Source organism: Flavobacterium sp. ASW18X, from assembly GCF_005144745.1.
Lineage (GTDB): Bacteria > Bacteroidota > Bacteroidia > Flavobacteriales > Flavobacteriaceae > Croceivirga.
In genome coordinates this window covers 14145-35418 of record NZ_SWKK01000018.1, presented here as the reverse complement: position 1 = coordinate 35418, position 21274 = coordinate 14145, and the positions used below count along the sequence as shown (strand labels likewise).

18 protein-coding genes are annotated in these 21274 nt (G+C 36.7%); 3 read left to right on the top strand and 15 right to left on the bottom strand.

Annotated elements, in window-relative coordinates:
• Nucleotides 1-8 precede the first annotated feature (8 nt).
• The 3 genes from lysS to FBT53_RS16380 all read right to left on the bottom strand — a co-directional run bounded on the left by lysS (nucleotide 9) and on the right by FBT53_RS16380 (nucleotide 3307).
• Complete coding sequence (lysS, locus tag FBT53_RS12790; protein ID WP_136951584.1) at nucleotides 9-1700, bottom strand: lysine--tRNA ligase; 1692 nt, start codon at nucleotides 1698-1700, stop codon at nucleotides 9-11.
• Nucleotides 1701-1754: 54 nt separating this feature from the next.
• Nucleotides 1755-2303 (bottom strand): thioredoxin family protein, encoded by a 549-nt coding sequence (locus FBT53_RS12785; RefSeq protein ID WP_136951583.1) that lies wholly within the window; start codon nucleotides 2301-2303, stop codon nucleotides 1755-1757.
• Nucleotides 2304-2395: 92 nt separating this feature from the next.
• The gene (locus FBT53_RS16380) at nucleotides 2396-3307 is read right to left on the bottom strand and encodes a response regulator transcription factor (protein ID WP_304993353.1); all 912 of its coding nucleotides are present in this window, start codon (nucleotides 3305-3307) and stop codon (nucleotides 2396-2398) included.
• Nucleotides 3308-3495: 188 nt separating this feature from the next.
• Here FBT53_RS16380 and FBT53_RS12775 point away from each other — a divergent pair, with 188 nt between their 5' ends.
• Genes FBT53_RS12775 through lipB form a run of 3 tightly spaced genes read left to right on the top strand, consistent with a single transcriptional unit; the run spans nucleotide 3496 to nucleotide 5135 of the window.
• Nucleotides 3496-3651 carry a YqaE/Pmp3 family membrane protein gene (locus FBT53_RS12775; protein ID WP_010518549.1) on the top strand — a complete coding sequence of 52 codons (156 nt, stop codon included), beginning with the start codon at nucleotides 3496-3498 and terminating at the stop codon, nucleotides 3649-3651.
• Nucleotides 3652-3657: 6 nt separating this feature from the next.
• Nucleotides 3658-4392 carry a hypothetical protein gene (locus tag FBT53_RS12770; RefSeq protein WP_240729831.1) on the top strand — a complete coding sequence of 245 codons (735 nt, stop codon included), beginning with the start codon at nucleotides 3658-3660 and terminating at the stop codon, nucleotides 4390-4392.
• A 26-nt stretch (nucleotides 4393-4418) separates the two neighbouring features.
• On the top strand, nucleotides 4419-5135 hold the full coding sequence (gene lipB, locus FBT53_RS12765; RefSeq protein ID WP_136951581.1) for a lipoyl(octanoyl) transferase LipB: 717 nt from the start codon (nucleotides 4419-4421) through the stop codon (nucleotides 5133-5135).
• A 29-nt stretch (nucleotides 5136-5164) separates the two neighbouring features.
• Here the strand turns inward: lipB and FBT53_RS12760 are convergent, their stop codons facing one another.
• The 12 genes from FBT53_RS12760 to FBT53_RS12705 all read right to left on the bottom strand — a co-directional run bounded on the left by FBT53_RS12760 (nucleotide 5165) and on the right by FBT53_RS12705 (nucleotide 21198).
• A complete protein-coding gene (locus FBT53_RS12760; RefSeq protein WP_136951580.1) occupies nucleotides 5165-5863 on the bottom strand; it encodes a collagen-like protein in 699 nt (232 codons plus the stop codon).
• A 53-nt stretch (nucleotides 5864-5916) separates the two neighbouring features.
• Complete coding sequence (locus tag FBT53_RS12755) at nucleotides 5917-6597, bottom strand: hypothetical protein (RefSeq protein ID WP_136951579.1); 681 nt, start codon at nucleotides 6595-6597, stop codon at nucleotides 5917-5919.
• Nucleotides 6598-6643: 46 nt separating this feature from the next.
• On the bottom strand, nucleotides 6644-8530 hold the full coding sequence (locus FBT53_RS12750; RefSeq protein ID WP_136951578.1) for an OmpA family protein: 1887 nt from the start codon (nucleotides 8528-8530) through the stop codon (nucleotides 6644-6646).
• On the bottom strand, nucleotides 8514-10751 hold the full coding sequence (locus FBT53_RS12745) for a hypothetical protein (protein ID WP_136951577.1): 2238 nt from the start codon (nucleotides 10749-10751) through the stop codon (nucleotides 8514-8516). Before FBT53_RS12745 ends, FBT53_RS12750 begins: the two co-directional genes overlap by 17 nt.
• Nucleotides 10748-11353: a hypothetical protein gene (locus FBT53_RS12740; RefSeq protein WP_136951576.1), complete on the bottom strand. Its 606-nt coding sequence runs from the start codon at nucleotides 11351-11353 to the stop codon at nucleotides 10748-10750. The genes FBT53_RS12745 and FBT53_RS12740 overlap by 4 nt, the downstream gene beginning before the upstream one ends.
• A 9-nt stretch (nucleotides 11354-11362) precedes the next feature.
• The gene (locus FBT53_RS16320) at nucleotides 11363-12178 is read right to left on the bottom strand and encodes a hypothetical protein (RefSeq protein WP_240729830.1); all 816 of its coding nucleotides are present in this window, start codon (nucleotides 12176-12178) and stop codon (nucleotides 11363-11365) included.
• A 1-nt stretch (nucleotide 12179) separates the two neighbouring features.
• Nucleotides 12180-12563, bottom strand: a complete 384-nt coding sequence (locus tag FBT53_RS12730; protein WP_136951575.1) for a hypothetical protein — start codon at nucleotides 12561-12563, stop codon at nucleotides 12180-12182.
• Nucleotides 12564-12962: 399 nt separating this feature from the next.
• Nucleotides 12963-15734: a response regulator gene (locus FBT53_RS12725; RefSeq protein WP_169630362.1), complete on the bottom strand. Its 2772-nt coding sequence runs from the start codon at nucleotides 15732-15734 to the stop codon at nucleotides 12963-12965.
• A 256-nt stretch (nucleotides 15735-15990) separates the two neighbouring features.
• Nucleotides 15991-16674, bottom strand: a complete 684-nt coding sequence (locus tag FBT53_RS12720; protein WP_136951573.1) for a hypothetical protein — start codon at nucleotides 16672-16674, stop codon at nucleotides 15991-15993.
• Nucleotides 16675-16681: 7 nt separating this feature from the next.
• Complete coding sequence (locus tag FBT53_RS12715) at nucleotides 16682-18004, bottom strand: OmpA family protein (protein ID WP_136951572.1); 1323 nt, start codon at nucleotides 18002-18004, stop codon at nucleotides 16682-16684.
• Between the two features lie 105 nt (nucleotides 18005-18109).
• The gene (locus tag FBT53_RS12710; RefSeq protein WP_136951571.1) at nucleotides 18110-20566 is read right to left on the bottom strand and encodes a DUF3352 domain-containing protein; all 2457 of its coding nucleotides are present in this window, start codon (nucleotides 20564-20566) and stop codon (nucleotides 18110-18112) included.
• A gap of 35 nt (nucleotides 20567-20601) precedes the next feature.
• Nucleotides 20602-21198 (bottom strand): ribonuclease HII, encoded by a 597-nt coding sequence (locus FBT53_RS12705; RefSeq protein WP_136951570.1) that lies wholly within the window; start codon nucleotides 21196-21198, stop codon nucleotides 20602-20604.
• Between the last annotated feature and the right edge of the window lie 76 nt (nucleotides 21199-21274).

Below are 21274 nucleotides of genomic sequence, written 5' to 3'. Positions count from 1 at the left end.
GTAGGGTTTTAACCTGTATACTTAACTAAAAGTACATCCGCAGTTTTTTCTATTTTAATCTGCCCCAATTTGGATAAATTTTTACTGCTCTTATCCCATTTTTTACCGCTCAGTCCTGCAGCGGCTTTAAGGTCTGCTAATGGCATTTCTCCCTGTGGTTTAAGAATAGCTATTATTGCTTTTTCTTCTTCTGTAAGTTCTACTTTTTTCTTTTCTGGTCGCATTTGCGGGAAGAAAAGTACTTCTTGTATAGAAGAGTTATTCGTCATTAACATCACCAAACGATCTATACCTATGCCAATACCAGATGTTGGTGGCATCCCATATTCTAAAGCCCGTAAAAAGTCTTGGTCTATAAACATGGCCTCATCGTCACCTTTTTCAGAAAGTTTTAATTGGTCTTCAAAACGTTCTCTTTGGTCAATAGGATCATTTAGCTCGGAATACGCATTAGCCAATTCTTTACCGTTCACCATCAACTCAAAACGCTCAGTTAATCCTGGTTTGCTTCTGTGTGCTTTGGTTAACGGACTCATTTCTTTTGGGTAATCTGTAATAAATGTAGGTTGTATGTAATGGTGCTCACATTTTTCACCAAAAATCTCATCAATTAACTTACCAACGCCCATGGTATCATCCACTTCCAAGCCTAAATTTTTGGCAGTTTCTCTTAGTTGCCCTTCATCCATACCAGAAACATCAATTCCTGTATGTTCTTTAATAGCATCTAAAATTGGTACTCTGGCATAAGGAGCTTTAAATTCAATCTCATTTTCTCCAACGGTTATTTTGGTGCTTCCATTGGCATCCAAAGCAATTTTTTCTAACAATTGCTCTGTGGTATCCATCATCCAATTGTAATCCTTGTAGGCAACGTATAATTCCATTACCGTAAATTCCGGATTATGGGTACGGTCCATTCCTTCGTTTCTAAAATCCTTAGCAAACTCGTAAACACCGTCAAAACCGCCAACAATCAATCGTTTTAGGTATAATTCGTTAGCAATTCTTAGGTATAGCGGAATATTTAATGCGTTATGATGCGTTAAGAAGGGTCTAGCGGCTGCACCACCTGGAATAGGCTGTAAAATGGGTGTTTCTACCTCTAAATATCCCTTTGCATTATAGAACTCACGTATGCTATTTGTGATTTTTGTTCGCTTAATAAAGGTTTCTTTTACCTTTGGGTTTACCACTAAGTCTACATAGCGCTGGCGGTAACGCAACTCTGGGTCATTAAATTCATCAAACACCTTGCCTTCTGCGTCTACCTTTGGTAGGGGTAAGGGTCTAAGTGCTTTACTTAACAGAGTGAAGTTTTTAACCATTATGGTTTTTTCGCCAACTTGGGTGGTAAATAATTCCCCTTCTACCCCAATGATATCACCAATGTCTAGAAGTTTTTTATACACCTCATTATACAAATTTTTGTCTTCACTAGGGCAAATTTCGTCACGGTTAAAGTAGACTTGTATTCTCCCTTCACTGTCTTGCAATTCCGCAAAAGAAGCTTTTCCTTGAATTCTTCTACTCATCAGTCTACCAGAAACCACCACTTTTTTACCCTCTTCAAAAGAAGATTTAATTTGTTTAGAAGTATGGTCTACAGGATATAATGCAGCAGGGTATGGGTCAATCCCCATTTCTCTAAGCTTGCCTAATTTTTCTCTACGTACTATTTCTTGCTCTGACAGTTGCATGGGCTAAAAAAATTAAAGCGCAAAATTACACTTTTGCGCTTTAATATCATGAACTTATTCCATTCTGTTTGTGGTATAGTTGGGAACGTATTTTTGTTGGTTTAAAATAGCTAATAGATCTGCTTCCCAAGAAATAATAGGTGTTTCTACAATACGGTTTAATTCTTTATTGTTTTCTAAGACAATTAGTGTGGGTACTCTTTTAAGATTATAGGTAGTTGCTTTACCATCAGGACTTGTTTTATAAAATTCTTTTCTGCCGTCTACCGCTATAATCTCTAATTGGTTGTTTGGAAAATTTAGATGCTGTAATAATTTCAAAATTGTGGGAACTTCTCTTTTACTGTCTCTACACCAAGTACCCATGAACAGCAAGATTTTTTTATGGGTAATTTTTTCTGCCAATGGCGTAATTAGTTTTTGGTTTATGGTGGCCTTTTCAAAATTAGGAGCAAACCAGTTTTTGTAGGGAGGTTTTTCTAAATGCTCTTGGGCTATTTCTCCCAATAAAAATGGCGTCCCGCTTTTAAATTGTAGTTCGGTTTGGGCGTTTAGGTTGTAAATAAAGAGTAATGTAAAACTTGTAATTATTAGATTTTTCATGATGTTTTGGATTTTTAGGCCAAAATCATTCTAAATCCTTTTTGTTTGAATTTTTATGGGGTTGAGATTGGGTCTAGACCCCGGGTTGAAATTTAATCGGATAGGTATTTGCTTAGCATTTCTCTGTCCGTAATTCCCAGTTTCTTATAGATGTTGTTTATGTGGGTTTTTACAGTACTTAGACTAATGAATAACTCTGTGGCTATCTCCTTATTGGTTTTTTGAGCCGCGATTGCTTTGGCAATTTTAAGTTCTTGCGGGGTTAATATCGCTGTTAGTTTTGCCTTGGAAGAAGTTCTTTTGCCAATGCGATATAAAACAAAGACGACCATTAGCACGCCAACGATGCTAAGTGCTATCCAAAAAACATTTAATGTAGAATTGACAGCTACGGTAACTAGACCAAGCGAAGCTAATTTTTGGTTGACTTGCGCTCTAAAATTAGGGTTTAAAGTGGTGGGGTTAGAAGTGCTAAATATTGGTTTCTGATTATGTAGTTCTGCTAAAAAAGTCTTGTAGTCATCATATGTTTCTGCGGTAGGGTTGCCCAAATAAAATAGAAGATAAGCTTCTAAAAGCGGCTCGTTTTGGGTTTGTGCAAACTCATGAAATTGGGTAAACCACTGGTTAAATTTTAATTGTTTCTCAGCAGAAGTTTCTTTGCCCGTAAAATCATGTATAAACGCATCTTTTATTAACGCTAAATCTAGAAAGCCTTTAGCAATAGGATTGGTGCCTTCTATGCTGCAAAAAGCTTCGCCAAAATCAGACATCGGAAAATATAGACTGTCCGTATTTTTTGCTAGAAATAATATGGATTTAGTGTCTTCACAAGTTTGCATAAAGTGCTGGTTTCTTATAGTATCGGTACAAGTGTCTATATGCAATCTTAACAGGCTGTTGTTGGTGGGCAATTGCTCACCTTCAAATAGAAAATAACCTAGGCTATCTGTTGTGGTCTGCTGAATTATTTGGTCCTGGTAAACGCGTTCTGTCTTGTTCAAATCGTTTATAAGTGATAGGAATATGGGTTTGTTTTTTAGTTCATCGGTGACTGAACCCTTAAATTGATATTGCCCTATGCAAATCATCGGTATAAGCAAAAAAAAGCGTAGTAATTGGTGCACCCTAACTATTTTTGTAACAAAGAACCCTAAAATACGTCCAATAGGTACATCAATCAAAATAAATCATGAGTTTAATTAGAGTATTATTGGCCATTTTATTTCCGCCTTTAGCCGTAATTGGTAAAGGATGCGGGTCTTTTTTAATTGTATTGTTATTAACCTTTTGTGGTTGGGTGCCAGGGGTAATCGCGGCACTTGTTATACTAAATAATCCAAACTAAATACCAATGAAAATAGCTAAATCTATTTTGGCTTTAATGCTAACAGTGCTAATTGTAGCCTGTAATTTTACAGAAGAAATTTACCTTAATGCGGATGGCTCTGGAAAGCTGAATATAGGATTTGATGGAAGCGAAATGATGAGTATGATACCCTCAGATTCCGCAAGAACTGGAGAGGTTATGGATTCTACCATTGTATTTAAGGATTTAATAAGAGAGAAAAGAGATAGTATTGCAACGCTGAGCCCTAAAGAACGGGAAGAATTAATGCGTTTGGAGCCTTTTAGTTTACGAATGCAAATGAACGATGCTGAAGGTCTGATGAAGTTTGATATGTTTGGGGATTTTCAAAAGATTTCTCAGATGAACGATGCTTTTAATGCGTTCCAGAATGCTAGTACCGTTGGCCCTACGGCAGGATCTAAACCCATGCCCAAACAGGCTGATGGTAGCTCAACAAAGGTGGACTATTCTTTTAAGAGAAATACGTTTAAAAGAACAGCTAAAATAGTAGACCAAGCATTATTTAACCAAAGTGTAGATAGTTTGGCAAGTGCAGAGATGTTTTTAGGGGGTTCTACGTATACCTTTAAATATCATTTTCCAAGACGTATAAAGCGTACTAATTTGGATGAGGCCACCTTTTCTATGGATGGAAAAACCTTAATCTACGAAGCTAATTTTCTAGAAATGCTAAAAGACCCAGAATCTATACAGATAGAGGTAGAACTAGAAGACTAGATTGCCCTATTTTGTATCTTTGCTATATGAATAAAAAGGTACATTTAGAGGACTTAGGGCAGAAGGACTACAAAGAAACTTGGGATTATCAGGAATCGTTATTTAAAAATATTGTAGACGTAAAGATTAGAAATAGAAGGGAAGATGCGGGGCTAGAAACTCCAAACCATTTTCTATTTGTAGAGCATCCGCACGTGTATACTTTGGGCAAAAGTGGAAATATGGCCAATCTTCTGGTAGACGACAAAGTTCTGGAAGAAAAAGGCGCTACCTTCTATAAAATAAATAGGGGTGGAGATATTACCTATCATGGTCCTGGACAAGTGGTGGGTTATCCCATTTTAGACCTTGATAATTTCTTTACCGATATACACAAATACCTACGTTTTTTAGAGGAAATGGTTATTTTGACCCTGTCAGAATATGGTTTAAAAGCAGAACGTTCCGAGGGTGAAACGGGTGTTTGGTTAGATGTAGGAACCCCTTTTGCTCGAAAAATTTGTGCCATGGGCGTACGTGCCAGCCGCTGGGTAACCATGCACGGGTTCGCTTTGAACGTCAATGCAGATTTAGGCTATTTTGATTTAATGATTCCCTGTGGGATTAAAGACAAGGCTGTTACCTCTTTAAATGTAGAGTTAGGGAAGAAGGAGGTGGATATAGATGAAGTGAAGCAAAAATTATTAAAGCATTTCACAACGCTTTTTGAGGCGGAAATCATAAAACAAAAAACCACGGTCTGAGCCGTGGTTTTTTTATAGGTTTCAAACTTTTAATATTCCAGATTGAAATAATCCATTACTTCATAATAATTATTAGGGTCTATGCCATCGCTCTTCATTTTAGCCAGAATTGAAGTAGCCTCGGATTTTCCATTAATAGTTGTCGATGCCTCGATAATTACAATTTTCAGGACATCTAGGTCTCCAGATGATATTGCAAATAAAACATCTGATTTAGTAAATTCCATCGCATAGAAAAAACTTCCATTGGGTCCTTCAGTCATCCAAGTATTTACATCTATATAGTCGTTACTATTTGTAAGGACCCTAGTGTTTGGAATTGGGTGCCAAACCATCCCAGATTTTAAGTATGCCAAAATAGCACCCTGCTCATAGACCGAATATGGTATAAATGGTAAATCTACACTACGGGTAGAGCCTGACCAGTCGGATACATCATAGAGTACACTTGCTACATTGGCATTCCCGTCCTGCCCATCTTCTCCGTCGGCTCCATCTTGTCCATTTGCTCCATCTTGTCCGTCCGTGCCGTCCTGGCCATTTTGTCCATCAGTACCATCGTTTCCGTCCTGACCTGGTTCTCCTTGGTCTCCTTTGGGACCTTGAATGCCCTGGAGCCCTTGAGGTTCGACCGCTCCATCAATACCGTCTTCCACAGAGCAGGAAAAAACTAATATGGCACCAAGTATCATCGGTACAACTTTATTTGTTAAAAATTTTGTCTTCATATCATTTTATATTGAAAGGTTAAATATCCCGGGAAACTATTCTAGGAAATGAGTTATTCAAATGCAATGTCAAAACTAATGTACAACCCAGAACCATCTTGCTCTCTATATTCCAAAATTATGGGTCCTCCTTCACTGAAATCTAGAAAAGTGCCACCTGTAAGAATTGTTCCATCCATTTCAACAAACTGAATTTGAGGGTCGATGGTGGAAACATCAGAACCCGATGGAAAGGTGAAAATTATAGAGTTGCTGTCATCATTTATTTCCCCATAAATATCGTCATCAATAGGGTTGAATTCTGAGTCCCCATCAAGAATGGCCCAATTGATTATTTCGCTTAAGTTCCTGGAGGTGAAGTTTTCTTCAATTGATACTGAATAAGACTTGGTTGTACCGTCCTCAGCCGTAACGGTATAGGTCACAGGCTCGGTAAAATCTTGAGAACCTTTTGGGCTATAATCCGCCCCTTCTGATACAGTTATCACTGGTGTCAAAGCTGAGGCTACATATAAAGGAAAAACTTGGGCGTTGAGATTGACTCCATCAATTTCAGCATCGACGTCTACTATCAATCGATCAGGTTGGTCTTCCACAAGAAATTGAAAAGACAACATCTCGTTTTCACCACTTAAAGATTCTGGTTTCGGCTCTTCGTCTTTTGAGCAAGAATACACTAAAACGGCACCAAGTACCATCATTAAAATTCTAAAATTTAATTTTTTTGTTTTCATAAAATTTAATTAAAAGGTTTTTAGGTATTTTGAGGAACCTTTTTGTTTAAAAGGGTGTTACCAAAATTTCGACACGCCGGTTTTTTTGCTTGTTTTCATCGGTGGTGTTGGGTACCAATGGTTTGTTTTCTCCATAGCCGTTTTCTTTCCACTTGAAGGCCACTTCACCCAATTCTTGCCGGAGTATTTTGGCCACACTTGCCGCCCTTTTTTTGGATAAGGTCATATTGCTTTGAATGGAACCAACATTATCGGTATGCCCATCCACTGAAATGGTACCTTTGGGTATGCTTTTAATTTGGGTTGCCAAGGCTTTTACAGCAGTAACGCCTTCAGGTTTCAATTCAAACTTTCCAGTATCAAAGAGTACAGCACTATCCAAGCTCAATCGCAATGCCCCACCAATGGTGGCCACGGCATCAATATCGGCACCAGGCACCGCGCTGTAGGTATCTAAATCGGTAAACCGAACGTAGTTGAAGGTATCGCCGGGATTGATGAATGGTGCAATGTCAATTTGGGCCGTACCCCCTTCAATTTTACCAATATCAACCCAGTTTTGTCCATCTTTGGAGATTTCCAACAAGGTGGGCTCTATGGCGCCTACTTCAAAGACAAAAAGATCGGGGCCGTTGACATCAATAAGTACATTGTCCACAAATTGTAAAGTCAACACGCCTTTGGTGCCCAAGTTGCACATTTTGCTGTAATCCTGTAACCTGCGGTCGTAATCAGGTTCGTTCAAAGCAGCATTCGGATTGGCCGAACTGGCCCCATCACCCCTATCAAAAGAAATTACCTGATCGGCAAAAGAAAGTTTACCAAGTGGCAGAAATACGTAATCATCATGGTCGGAAAGATATACTTCGCTCAGACCCTCTTTATTGCTGTACCAACTTGGGTTTTCTTTATAAAATTTGGTTTCTGCCCTTTTGCAATTGGCCAAGAACTTTTTGGCAACAGCCACTTGCTTTTTCTTTTGGGCCTTCATGCGTTCGGTAAACTTTTCAGAAACCGAAGCCTTTTTCAATTGCTGTTCAATCTCTTCGGATAACTGGCCTTTTGCCAATTCTTCAGCTTCACTTGCCGTTTTTAGATGTGTTTGGGCGGGCGTTTCCTTTAGCATTTGGTATTCTTCTTCGGTAACCTCCATTAGCTCTGCCAATTGGGCGTCATCGAGATTTTTAAGTACCATTTGCTGTTTGTTTTCTTCGATGAATTTTTCGATGATGAGGTAAAACTCTTCTTTTCGCAATTCCGCTTCAATGTAGGAGACGTCAACCACCCCGTCGGCTCTTAAAAATTCTTGGGGTATTTGTTTTAAAGATTCTCGAATCACATATCGCAGACTGTCTTTTCGTTTTTTCTCCAAATTTGACTTTCGAAAGATGAATTTTAGCTCTTCCAAAGGTGCCACGGTCTTGGGCTTTGTTTTTTTCAATTCGTCGATAAAGGCATAGGCCTGTTGTCTCAAACGGTCACCTTCGGGGCCATCGAATTGGTTTTTGCTTTTTAGTTCATCCATTTTGGCCTTATAGGAGAAAAATTGATTGGATTCTTTCGAATCAAGGCCAAAGAAGGTTTTGAACAATGGCTTTAACTCCTCTGGGTCAACATCAAATTTGGATTGATTTTTATCATCTTCCTCGACTTTGGGAATTTCATCCCATTCAGGTTCATCTGCCTTTTTTTGGGCCAGAAAATCTTCTTCAATAAACAAGGTGCCAACCTCAGTTTGGTCCTCAGCATTGGTATCATAAGAATTTCTGGAGTCACCATTTGAATCACCATTATATTCTAATGTTTCCGATACTTCTGAATCGCTTTGGTTTTCCTTTTCTTTAGACGATTTTGAATTGCAGGATGCTAAAACAAATGTCAAAACTAAAAGGGCTAAATAAAGAGGTCCGTTTTTTCTATTTATAGGTTGCATAACGTGTTTTCATGAATTCGTAATAGATAAAGCCATATTTATTGTACCAATTATCTTCTCCCAACATGCGCTCACATTTATTTATCTCCATGAGATTTTTGTACAATAATTTGGTGATTTGCTCATGCTTGTCTTTATAGGACTGGTCAAATTTTTTAATTGACTTCATGATTTTTATTCTTTTGTTTTTCCAAGCCAGTGAACCAACTCCGCTGGAGCTTGAAAAATTATCACCGAACGAAAGACCGAAATCTGTGACCTTTTTGTTGTATTTGCCTATCTTTGAGAGTTTTTCAAGACTATACCTTCTTTTATGAAGTTCTTTGTACGCCTTTTTTAAACATTCGCAACCTTCACGCTTTCTGTCGTTGCTATTGTTCGAAGTTTGCCTTCTTCCACTATCCATTTCAGACGGATTGTTTTGACCTGGCCTATTTTCTTCCTCTTGGCTTCCTTCACTCGAATTTGTGTTTTCACCCTCTTTGGGTTCATCAATATTTGCTTCAATTTCATTCATGATGTACTCTTGGTCATCAACACGTTCAGGGTCAATTTGTTTTGGGGCATGTGGGTAATCGCCATAATCAAGTAGATGCCCATCCTTGTCATACTTTGGCATTCTATTGTAAGTGCCAGAAGAGCCATTGCTTTCTATAAAAACATTTTCTTCAGGAATCCAGTTCGGATCGTATGTTGATGGTGCATCAGGATAATCTCCTGGATTTTTGAGATTACCATTTTCGTCATATTTTGGGAGCCTTCTATAATCACCGGATGATGACTCGCCAGTAAATGGATTTTCAGGAGGTTCCCAATTTGGGTCGTATTTTATAGGTGCATCAGGAAAATCACCTGGGTTCTTTAAATTACCATATTCATCATATTTCGGTAATCTTCTGTATGAACCGGTACTGCCTTCACTTTCAACAAAAACATTTTCTTCAGGTGCCCAGTTTGGGTCATATTTTACGGGCGCATCAGGATAATCGCCTGAATTCTTTAGGTTGCCGTTTTCATCATATTTCGGGAGTCTTCTATAGGTTTCAGAAGACGATTCTCCAGTAAACGTATTTTCATTGTTGGGTTCTTTAGCTTCATAATTACTTGACGAAATCATTTCTGTACCTCCACTATTTTCGCGTTGGTTAGAGGAGCTTGAATTTTCTGAATCGTAATCCATACCATCTTCTGAAAATGCATTTTCACTTTTGCTTCCTTCTTTATACTTGTCATCTTGAGAACCATCCTTTTTATTCTGTTCAAAATCACCGTCCATGGAGCCGCCCTCACTCGCGTTGGCAGTCGCTATACAGCTAGATGGTAAGGAGGGTTGACCTGCTGGGCTAAGCTCAGGTTCAAATTCTATGTCCTCTTCTGATAAGAGGTCTTCTTCGTCTTTTTTATCTTTATCGTATTCATCTTCTATTGCCTCTCTTATTTTTTTATTACTTCTATTTATAAGTTCTTGCATTTGAGGAGTTTGTCTATAGTTGTTTAAAGAGTTGCCATGCGGTAAAACTTTGCCTGCATGAAGTGAACAAAGACTAAAAAACATTAAGAAAATACTTAGGGTGTTTCTATTCTTGCGGAATATTATAAAAAACAATAACCCGATTATGATAATGGCTAGAGCGATAAGAATAAAAGCAAGGCTTTTAGTTGTGAAAATTGATGTGGTTTTATCACTTTCGATTGTTTGAGAATCACTATCATTCATTGTGGGTTGCTTAGTGCTGATATCAACAAATAAGTTGCTGGTTGGGAAAAGTTCAGGACCTGCAGAAATAGCTACAATGAAAGGGATGCCTTTTTCAGCGGCAGAGATAACTACGCCAAATTCCAATGCAGTCCTAAAAACACTTTTGAATTCTCCATTTTTAGTTGAGCCTTGTCTTTGTATATCGTCCCAACCTTTTTTGACTATTTTTACATCCAGTTCGTCACCATTTTCTGTAAAGACATGTACCATTGTGTTTCGAAGAATATACCCTAAGCTTTTAATGGCAATTCTACTTTCCTCTCCATCCGTTACTCCTGAGAAGTAGCGGACGGTAAAATTTTCACCTTCCATTGGAATGGGAAGTTCTTCTTTTACCACAGGAATTTCTTTTTCATCATTAATTGACGGCGGAGTAAAATCTTGTTCGTTTTGTGCGAGAAGGTTTCCGAAAATGGAAAATGCCAACAAACAAATAGTCATGGCGTATTTTGTCTTCATCATTTTGAGTTTTTAAAGATTGCTTCCATCTCTTTTTTGACATCGGAGAAGGCAATGTTGTTAAAAGAAAGGTCGGTTACCGTTATTTCTGTATCCTTTTCATTGGCCAATAAAGACCCTTCGTATTGAATGTGCAGGTTTTGTAATTGAGCAGTGCCCGAAGCCACATCGTGATCTAGGGTAACTTGGCCAGAAATACTGCCCTTTGGGTTGCTTTTTGCTGTTCTTTCATTGTAGAGGTAAATGGCATGAATGCGCTGGCCATCTTTACCCGGTTGTTTGATCTGAACGGAGGCTTCAAACAATTCTTTTGTGGCTTCGTCAAAACTGAGGCTTAAATGTTCCTTTCCTGGATTAAGATATTTTGTGAAGGTGAGGGTTAACACTCTTATGCCCCTGTTCTTGTCATCCACCAAAACACCTGAAGCTTCGGTATAGCTCCAAGGCGCTCCATTGATATTACAAAGTACGTTATCGTTGGATGTGGCCACTTGTGTGTTTTCCTCAGTCTTCATTTCTGAGGTTTGACTATCAGCTGCCTTTTTCTCTTTACAGCTTACGCATAGTAGTTGTAAGATTCCAAATATGATTAAGACTTTTTTCATGACTATCAATTAAAATATTCCTTTGTATTCCGTAGGGTCCAGAGAGAAAGTAGTTGTTCCAATTTCTGTACAGAGCATGTGTACTTTCTGCGGTTTTTTCTTTGAAGAGTCCAGCATGTCCATTTCTAGAGGAATACCTTCTACCAAACTCATCCATTGTGGGTTGATACCTTCTTTTTTGCCATTTTTAATGGACATGTTCTTGAATTTTTCTGGATACGAAAATCCAGTGTTTTCTGCTACCCATACCGTACCGTTAAAATCGGTTCCAGACACTTCATAGCCTTTACAGGTATATTCAATAATGGTTTTGGTTTGACCGTTGGGTTTTACCGAAATTTTGCTGTAATCGGTATCCTCCATTATTTTGTTGGGAGAAAACTTCATTGAAGTACGAGATCTTTGCCCATTAAGATCCATTAGCGAATGGATTTTATTTTCACCTAAATCGATGATGGAATAGATTTTTTCATTCGGCTTAATTTCCATGGTTGTGGCCATGACATCCCCTTTCTCACTAAAAAAATAGGTGATGGGCAATACGTCATTATCTGTAGTGATTTCCATGACATATTTCGTATTGAAAGCATAAGCTTTATTAGCATCCTCTCCCATTTCAATGCCTTTGTCTTCCTTTTTGGTAAAAACACTATCAATCGTTTGGTCGGTTTTTTTTGAAGTCTCGCGCTCAACTCTACGTTCTACGGTTCTTTCAGCTGCTTTTTGTGCTTTTTTCCCCAAGTTTTTTAAAAATTGGGCCTGGGTAACCGAAGTTGATAGCAGGGTCAGGAAGCACAGTGCAAATAAGTTTTTGATAGTTTTCATCTTAGTGCTGTTTTTCGGTTTTTTTAATATGCGCTTCAAACATCTTTTCCAGGGAAACTTTCAGCGAATCTTTTTTCCCAGGGTCCAGGCTTTGGTCATACATAAGGTACATGGCCCTCATTTTTGATTTTGTCTCGGGGTCCATTTTGGACCTATTCAAAAGATTCTCATAGTTTTTTACATCTTTAAAAGGGTCTTTTGTGCCGTCAAGGTCTTGTTCCATGTCACCAAAAAGTTTTCCGAACAGTTTGGCCTGTTCATCCATTAGGTTCATTTCTTTTTTGGGAGTTTCTTTGGTGCCGGAGGATTGTTTTTTATCCTGTGCCGTAAGTCCGAGGCAGCAAGACATAATAATTGTCAAACTGAATAAAAGTTGTTTTCTCATCTTCTTAATTTTTACTGTTTTACTTCAATGAATTTCCTTTATCAGGGTTAACATCCATTTTTTTAAAAGTCGTTTTTTGGATAACCTTGTTTTTGTCCGTAATGAGTATTACATAATCACCATGGTTCAAATGGGTCACATTTAGATAGATTTCTGTGCTATCCATTTTGGAAAGGTTTCCTTCAAACACCCTTTTCTCATAATCATTTTTCAATTCTATTTGGGAACTATTTTGGTTTCAGTTCAAAACTAGATGAGAAGGAAAAATAGGATTATCACGTATGTAACAATAGCTTTAACTATTGTAACATGTGTCGTAATTAACTAAAAATCAAATTATTAGAAAAATAAAAATAGAAGAATTTGTAAAAGGAAAGACGTTTTCTTTATTCTGTAAGGTTAGGTTGTGCTGTATTCAGTTGGTGAGACGCCAAAGTGTTCTTTAAAGCTTTTGGTAAAATAAGAATGATTGTTGAACCCTACAGAGTAACCAATCTCTGAAACGTTTACATCGGATTTTTTTAAGAGTCCCGCAGCAAGCTTTAACCGTTGAATTCTAATGAACTCTGTAGTGCTCTGTCCGGTCAAGGCTTTTAGCTTTCGATGAAGTTGCATGCGGCTCATACCCAATGCTTGGGCAAAATTTTCGGTATTGAAATCAGATTCCACCAATTTATCGTCAAGAATGTTTTGCAAGTTTGTCAAAAAACGTTCATCGTATGAGTTGATGGATATGTCTTTTGGAGTCAGAACCACTTCTTTGCTAAAGCGTTGCTGTATTTTTTGTTGCGTTTCAAGTAGATTTTTGGCTTGCTGTCGTAGAATTTCAGTATTAAAAGGTTTGGTTAGATAGGCATCGGCTCCATATTCAAGTCCCACAAGGGTATTTTCATCGCCTGCTTTTGCCGTTAGCATTATAATAGGGATATGCGAAGTGGCATCACTGGTTTTGCATTTTTTGGTAAAAAGCAAGCCATCTTCCTCAGGCATCATTAAATCAGTAATAATGATATCTGGCACTATTTCTTGTGCAAGTTCAAATCCTGTCTTTCCATTTTCTTTCAGGTGAATTTGATAATCCTTTTCGAATAAGGAGCCCACAAAGTTTCGAAGTTCTTCATTGTCGTCGACCACCAACAATATAGGCAAGTCTTTGTTTGAAATTGTATCAATTTTCCCAATTTCATGAGGCGCATCGGTAGCATCAATTTTAAGTGTATCCGGAGCCTTTTTAAAAGAAAGCTTTTCATCGGAGGAAAAAGCATTTTTTGAAATAGGCAATTGCACCGTAAACGCTACCTCATCGTGACTGGAATCAACCTTTATTTGCCCTTTGTGTAGCTCTACCAATTCTTTGGTCAAGGCAAGTCCAATTCCAGTACCCGAATCTGTATCCTTGGCTCTATAAAACCTATTGAATAATTGCTTTAATTCATCATTAGAGAGCGAGGTGCCCGAATTGCTTACCTTGATAAAAAGTTGGTCTTTATTGTCATTGATATCAATCAAAACTTTCTCTTTTTCAGGGCTATATTTTATAGCATTGCCAATTAAGTTGGTGAGTATTTTCTGAAGCACATCTTGATCAAACCATGCATCAGGTACATTTAAATTAATGTGAGTGTTATAGTTCTGCTCCTTTTGATTCGCGTTAAATTCAAATGAGCTTAAAATTGATTTGATAAATGGTTCGGGATTTTGTAGAGAAACCTTTAGTTGATATTGGCCAGATTCCAACTTAGAGAGATTCATTATCTGGTCGACAAGTTCTTCCAGTCTTTCAGAGTTTTTTTTGGCCAGCGTAAGACCATTTCTTAATTCGATACTTAATTTATCATTACTTAGTTGTTGTTCAATAGGGCCTCGAATCAATGATAAAGGTGTTCTCAATTCGTGGGTAATGTTGGTAAAAAAGTTGGACTTGGCCATATCTAACTCCATCAGCTTTTTATTGGTTTTTTGGCGGTTTCTATATAAAAAGAACAGAAAAACACCTGTTAGTGTGGTAAGGCCGATTGCAGTTAGTAAAATGTTTTTTTGACTTTTTTGTCGTTGCTGTACAAGTTCATTTTCAGATTTTAAAAGGGCTATCTCTTGTTCTTTTTGACTAGTCTCATAAATGGTTTCCAGCTCCCGGATGGTAGCTTGATTCTGAACGGCCCCAATAGAATCTTTTAACTGCTTTGCCTTTTGAAGCGAGCTATAGGCTTTTTCATAGAGACCTTGAGAATGGTAGGCCTGAGCTAGTTTTTCAAGTGCATTTGCTTCGATACCTTTATTACCTTCAATATTGTTTTCTAAAACTCCTTCAAGATGTTGAGCGGCTTTTTTGGGATTGTCATTTTTTAAATACAGTTCTGCAAGTTTTAACCTCGCCTCTGTAGTTTCGTAACTGAATTTATTGTCTCTGTTTAAGGTATACCCTTGGGTCAATAATTTTTCGGCTTCATCAAGTTTGCCCAATTCTAGTTTCGTCAGCCCTAGATAGGTGCTGGTCTGGGCTTGGGCATTCTCATCTTTTATATTCTTGAAGTACTCGAGGGTCATGGTTAAGAGAGAATCCGATTTACTAATATCATTGTTTAAGTAATAAACCGTACCCAATTGCATGTTGGTGTTATTTACGAAATACTCTTTGTTAACCGGTAACTTTTCAAATTCTTTGTTGGCCTTTAAATAATATTCAATCGATTTTTTATAATCATTTAGTTCTTTATAAACGTTGCCCAAGCTTTGATAGTCCGCAGCAATAATATCGGGTCGCTGTGGTTTTTTTTGATGAATTGAATCTGCTTTCAAAAAGTAATTAACGGCAATACTGAAATTATTCTCCCTTGCATAAGTATTCCCCAATGCAGTATAGGTGTCTACAATTATATGGGTGTCATCTGTTGGTGAGGCTATTCTTAAACACTCCTCACAGGTGTCTTTAGCCAAATCAATTTTGCCAACCAAATAATAACCTCTACAAAGCGCATTCAATGCACGAGCGGCACCAGTGTTGTATTTGATATCTAGGGCTATTTTTTTAGACTTGGCATAATAAAAAAGGGCGGAATCCATATTCTGGATTCTTCTGTAGTAGTGCCCCATAGTATATTCGGTGTCGGCAATTCCTATCTTATAGTTTTTGTTAAAACTGAAAGTTCTCATTTTTTGAATGTAAAACAATGCACTATCAGGTTTTGGATTTATATGAACTACAACCTTTTTACGGTAATCTTGAAATATTATGGAATCGGAATTAGATAAATTTGAAAATTCTTTAGATTTCTGAGATAAACCAACAATGGTGGTCAAGAAAAAGGTGAAAATTATTTTGTTAGTATCAATCATGCTGCTGTTTATCCTCTTTTTTACAAGTTCTTAATGAAAAGAAAAAGCCTCGATATAATACCGAGGCCTTCCGTTTTTTGAATGCATCTATTTACATTTCTAAACTGGTAAGCACGGTAGAGCCCATAAGCTTCCCATTTTTATTATAGGTTTCTTGCTTAACCAATCCTACACCTTCTGCCAACCACAGTCTAGACGGAAAAGTTTGGTTGGTCATCATCATTTTACTTTTGATTTCGCTATAGATAACATAGCAGTCAAAAGTGCCTGCACTAGTGGTTATGGTTTCTTTTTTCTCTACTTTTCGGTTTACGGTATCTACATTCATTTTCATGTTCATGCCACTCATATTTATGGATACAGCCACATTTGCGTCTGCTAAATCTTGTCCTACGTTTAGATTATTGGGTAATTCCACCTCTGTACCCGTAATTTCCATCTCCATGTCTTTGAATTGTTCTAACATCTTTGTGTTCATTAAAGATTGGTAGTCAATTCGTACCACATCGCCATCACAGGTAAATGAATAATCTGAGGAAAAAGACTCTTTTCCCTTAGCATCTGTAAGTTTTACCTCCATGGTTGCGGTTGTAATGCCCCCGGCGGTGCTTACATCACTTACTTTGTAATGGGTAATTCCGTCAGATTTACCTTTTTTATTGAGGTTGTCATAAGTAAAAGTGGTTCCTTTTTCTAACGGATAATACCTACTACATTGCGCGGAGGCCATATAGGTAAAACAACTTAATGTTAGCAGGATTATAAGATTTTTCATGATGTTTTTATAGTTTGATGAATTCTACACGTCTGTTTTGGGTCTTTCCTTCTATTGAGGTATTGTCCGCTATGGGTTCTAGTTCACCTTTACCTTCTGTGGTAAGTCTATTGGCGGCAACCCCATATACATCTGTCAAAGCTTTTTTTACAGATTGTGCTCTGGTATCACTCAATTTAAGATTTGTGGCATCATCTCCATCTGCATCTGTGTGACCAACAATTTTAAGTTTGATAGAAGAATCTTGCTGTAGTACTTGGTAGATTTGGCGAATAATACCCATAGATTCTGGTTTGATGTTAGCAGAACCGGAATCAAATAAAATACCGTTGGTAGAGATTTTACCTTCGGAGATAAGTTTTCTTCTTAAGTCTAAACCGCCTTCTGCAACCTTTAGATTGCTTATTAAAAGTTTTTCCTTACCATCTTTAAACCCTACTGGTTCAAACTTCAACTTTGTAATCTTGCCTACTGGGACAATCCTTGGAATATCCACATGTTTTTCTTCATTTATCCATAAACGAAAACGCTGTTTGTTTACGGCGATAGAAATATGGGGCATTTGATTCATTTCCTCCCTAACATCTGCATTAATACGATTGTTGATGGTGTTTTTACCGTCAATATTATTCCACATACGTATGTCAATGTCTGTATATTGACAAAAAGGAAGATAACTGAAAACAGTGTTATTACTGTAACTAAAGTTATCCTTTTCGTCCAAAATTACATGAAGTAACGCTGCAGATGACGTATTTTTATCAACGCCAACAGCTAACAAATCAAATTCAATTGTATACTCTTCGGGTAAATAGGGAACATCAGGAATGTAATAAGATCCAGATAGCATTTCAAACCAATTTTGATTGTTATTGTTCACTTTTACCACTTCTCCACCGCCATCGGTATTCCATTTTGCTGGAAAGTCACCAATAAAGTCGTTAGAAAAATCGTCAAAGAACAGTGGCGTATCTCCAGGAACAAAATCAAATTTGCTGTATACTTCTAAGCTTGGTTCTTGGTCGGAATTGCTAATACTGGTGTTTTTGGATGCATTACCGTCTTTGGTGCCCGTATCTAACGTATCATCATCTTGGTTAGTAGGTTGGGGTAAGCTTTTTGGTTCCGATTTTTTACTGCCAGGCTCTAAAATACTATCTAAAGTTTGGTCTGTTTTTTTAGAAGTTTCACTTTCTACGCGGCGTTCAACCGTGCGTTCTGCAGCTTCTTTAGCCTTTTTGCCTAATTTTTTTAAAAATTGACTCTGTACGGGAGCTGTGAACAGGAATAAAAATGCCATTAGGCCAACTGTTCTTAAGGGAAATTTCATTTTCTATTGTTTTGTGTTGATTCATGAGATTCACCACAAATTAGAAAACAGTAAATGAGAATGTTCTTAAATCTGTATAATTGGTATTGCTAGCTGTATAAAAGGTTAGTTAAGCTTATACACTATGATGGAGTTTTCTTGGTCTTTAGACACAAATTCTAAAACGTTATCCTTATCCATATCAATTAAATCTATCTGTGAGCTGCCGTAAACCGGAAAATTAGGGATGGGTTTGGCTTGGCTATCAAACAAATAAACTTGTTGACTTTGCAGGTCTGTAACAGTTACGTAAATCTTGTTGTTAATGTAAAAGATTTTAGGTTTAGAGTATACACCTAAATCTAGTTCCACTTTTTTTCCTTTAATGCTTAGTACGTTTTCATCCATATAGGCTAAAGTTTTACTAGTGGCGTCAATTCCATGGTCGGCACCAAGGTTAAGGTTAGAGGCGCTTAGTTTACCTTTAGTATCTATTAAATGTAAAACACCTTTGGTATTTGTAGTAGTAAACTTGTTCTTATACAAGTATACTTCGTTTTTAGAAAAGTCTATTTTTTCTTTGATGTTTAACCTGTCTTGACCAGCACGGTGTAAAATTTTCAAAGTTCCGTCTGCTAATGGAAACAATAAATAATCTTTACCAGAAATTCTAAAGTGTTTTGGAGCTTGTATAATCGTTTTATCCGCTTTGGTAAAAGTAAAGCCATCCACAATTTTATTTTGATTATTATACATGTAAACGGATTGTCCTTGAGTAACCACAAAACGATAATTACGGTTGTTGTCATAATCAAAAACGGCTAACGGATTTAAATTTCCGCCTTCAAACTTTTTATTAAAATCACCGACCTCTTCTCCATTACGGTCTAGAATTAAGAATTGATTGTTTGTACAAAATGCCATTTGTAATTTGCCATTCTTATATAAATCTACTTGCTGAATTTCTCCTTGAACCTTCCCTTCTAATTGTTTTTTCCAGAGCAATTTACCATTGGGTGATATAAGATATAAGTTATTGTCTATATCTTGAGTTACAATCTCATAGGTGTTATTTCTATGATTTTTAACAAACTGTGGCTTTAAGTGTAAATCACTATCTAATTCTAGTGTAAAAACAGGGGCTACACTAGCAGCTACTTTTACTTTTTTGGTGTTTGAGGCAATAATATTAAAGTGGTAAAAGCCTTGGTCTGTATTAATTTGACTTGCAAAATATTGCTCAATACTGGCTTCTGAAATTTCCTTGGCTTTATCTGGAAGCAAATAGGTATTTGCTAATGACTTTATGCCGTTAGGTGTGGCAAAATAAGTGATGGATGCTTCGGTTGCCAATTGTTCCATTGTCTGTGTAAAATTTGGATTATTGGCTAGAACATTACCATTTTTTACGTTTGCAATTAAGGTTTGTAACGTTTCTTCGTTTTCTGCAAAAAGAAAAGAATTATCAAAAATAGAGCAGTAATTCGCTTCAAAATTTTTTATGATTGGCTGAAAGTTAGTAGTTATAAAATCGGGTTTACTAAGCTTAATGATTTCTACACCTTGGTAATTTGTAGTTTCTATTCTTAAACTATCAACAGTTTGTGAAAGACCTTCTCCTATGCTGCTATTTAATAAAATAGAGGTATTTTCTTTTACCCTAATAATGGCAATCTCTTCTATATTAGACAAACTACTTACAAATGATTTTTTATCTAAGAATTTACGTTGGTTTTGAATCAACTTTTGATAATCATTAAAGGTGTAGCTGATAAAGATATCTGTGTGTTGTGGTGCTATGTTTTTTGCAATGCTTGTAACGGGAGAAGTACCTTTAAATAGATTAACATAATTTTTTATAGAATCGTTCGCTGTAAGAATACCACTAAGCGAAAGTTCTTCTTGAGAAGAATTAAGGTCTAAACTCAACCAATCAGCAAAATTTTTAAGTTCAGCGGTATAACTATTTTTTATAAGGGAGCTGGTTAATGAATTAGACTTTTTTAGGTTGATAAAAAAATTAGCCGCTTTATTATCTTCAGAAGTGGTATACAGTTTTTCTAAAATTGGGTCCACTTTAGGTGTTGCAGAAGCTCTAGCTAAGTTCTCTATAAGCAATTTAGAAGAGCTTACGATTACATATGAAGATTTCTCTAATAAGTAGCCTTCTTCTCCGTCTAGAGTATAATGTAATATTTCATGACCTTCGTACTGTAATTTTTCTATTGTTTTATTTTTAATTGAAGCCAAGGAAAAGAATAAACTATCCTTCTTAGTTGCATATAGAAATTCAAAATTATTTCTACCCAATTCGTAAAAACCCATAAATCCTTTTCCTTTAGGTTGGGCATTAGATAGGATAGCAATTTTATCTACAATGCTATTGTGGGTTGCAGAAGATTGTAAAGCAGTTAGAATGCTGCTGTTTTTTAATTCACTTTTTAAGTTGTCTAAATTGTTAATTTTAACGAAGACGCTGGCATCTTGAGGTAAGGTAGCGCTGAGAGCATCTTTAATTTGTAATTGTTTATTACAAGCTATAGATAGTAGTAAACAGATAACTAGTGTTGCCTTTGCTCTCATTTAAAATGTGTTTAGCGCAAAGTTAACGGCTTTGTTTATATATCAAAAGACAATTGTTCTGGTAGTAATTTAAAGCTTTTACGGTGGTACTTGCAAGGGCCGTACTTTTTAATGGCTGCTCTGTGTTCTTTAGTAGGGTAGCCTTTGTTTTTTGCCCAGTTGTACATAGGGAATTCTTGATGAATTTTTAACATATAAGCATCTCTATAGGTTTTAGCCAAGACAGAAGCAGCGGCAATGGTTAAGTATTTTGAATCTCCTTTAACAAAGCAAGTATGTGGTATATTCTTGTATTTTTTGAACCGATTTCCGTCTACCAAAATATGAGATGGAGTAGACGTTAGTTTATCTAATGCCTTATGCATCGCTAAAATTGATGCATTTAGAATGTTAATTTGGTCAATTTCATCTTCAAAAACATGGCAAACAGCAAATGAGGTAGCCTGTACTTCTAATAATGGTTTAAGCAGATTTCTTTGCTTTAAGGTAAGTTGTTTGGAGTCGTTAAGCATTTCATTTTTAAAAGATTCTGGCAGTATAATAGCAGCAGCGGTAACTGGACCTGCAAGACAACCCCTACCTGCTTCATCTGTTCCTGCATCGTTAAAAGAATCATAAAAAATGTTAAGCATAATTTAATTTAATTAAAAATTAACTAAAAAATTGCATAATAATTAAAGGAAACATCAAAATATTAAAAAATTATTA

Coding starts and splice junctions, on each gene's coding strand:
- FBT53_RS12745 (WP_136951577.1), bottom strand. CDS start 10,751: ATGATGAAGACAAAATACGCCATGACTATTTGTTTGTTGGCATTTTCC.
- FBT53_RS16320 (WP_240729830.1), bottom strand. CDS start 12,178: ATGAAAACTATCAAAAACTTATTTGCACTGTGCTTCCTGACCCTGCTA.
- FBT53_RS12785 (WP_136951583.1), bottom strand. CDS start 2,303: ATGAAAAATCTAATAATTACAAGTTTTACATTACTCTTTATTTACAAC.
- FBT53_RS12710 (WP_136951571.1), bottom strand. CDS start 20,566: ATGAGAGCAAAGGCAACACTAGTTATCTGTTTACTACTATCTATAGCT.
- FBT53_RS12760 (WP_136951580.1), bottom strand. CDS start 5,863: ATGAAGACAAAATTTTTAACAAATAAAGTTGTACCGATGATACTTGGT.
- lipB (WP_136951581.1), top strand. CDS start 4,419: ATGAATAAAAAGGTACATTTAGAGGACTTAGGGCAGAAGGACTACAAA.
- FBT53_RS12720 (WP_136951573.1), bottom strand. CDS start 16,674: ATGAAAAATCTTATAATCCTGCTAACATTAAGTTGTTTTACCTATATG.
- FBT53_RS12715 (WP_136951572.1), bottom strand. CDS start 18,004: ATGAAATTTCCCTTAAGAACAGTTGGCCTAATGGCATTTTTATTCCTG.
- FBT53_RS12775 (WP_010518549.1), top strand. CDS start 3,496: ATGAGTTTAATTAGAGTATTATTGGCCATTTTATTTCCGCCTTTAGCC.
- FBT53_RS12705 (WP_136951570.1), bottom strand. CDS start 21,198: ATGCTTAACATTTTTTATGATTCTTTTAACGATGCAGGAACAGATGAA.
- FBT53_RS12730 (WP_136951575.1), bottom strand. CDS start 12,563: ATGAGAAAACAACTTTTATTCAGTTTGACAATTATTATGTCTTGCTGC.
- FBT53_RS12770 (WP_240729831.1), top strand. CDS start 3,658: ATGAAAATAGCTAAATCTATTTTGGCTTTAATGCTAACAGTGCTAATT.
- FBT53_RS12740 (WP_136951576.1), bottom strand. CDS start 11,353: ATGAAAAAAGTCTTAATCATATTTGGAATCTTACAACTACTATGCGTA.
- lysS (WP_136951584.1), bottom strand. CDS start 1,700: ATGCAACTGTCAGAGCAAGAAATAGTACGTAGAGAAAAATTAGGCAAG.
- FBT53_RS12750 (WP_136951578.1), bottom strand. CDS start 8,530: ATGCAACCTATAAATAGAAAAAACGGACCTCTTTATTTAGCCCTTTTA.
- FBT53_RS12755 (WP_136951579.1), bottom strand. CDS start 6,597: ATGAAAACAAAAAAATTAAATTTTAGAATTTTAATGATGGTACTTGGT.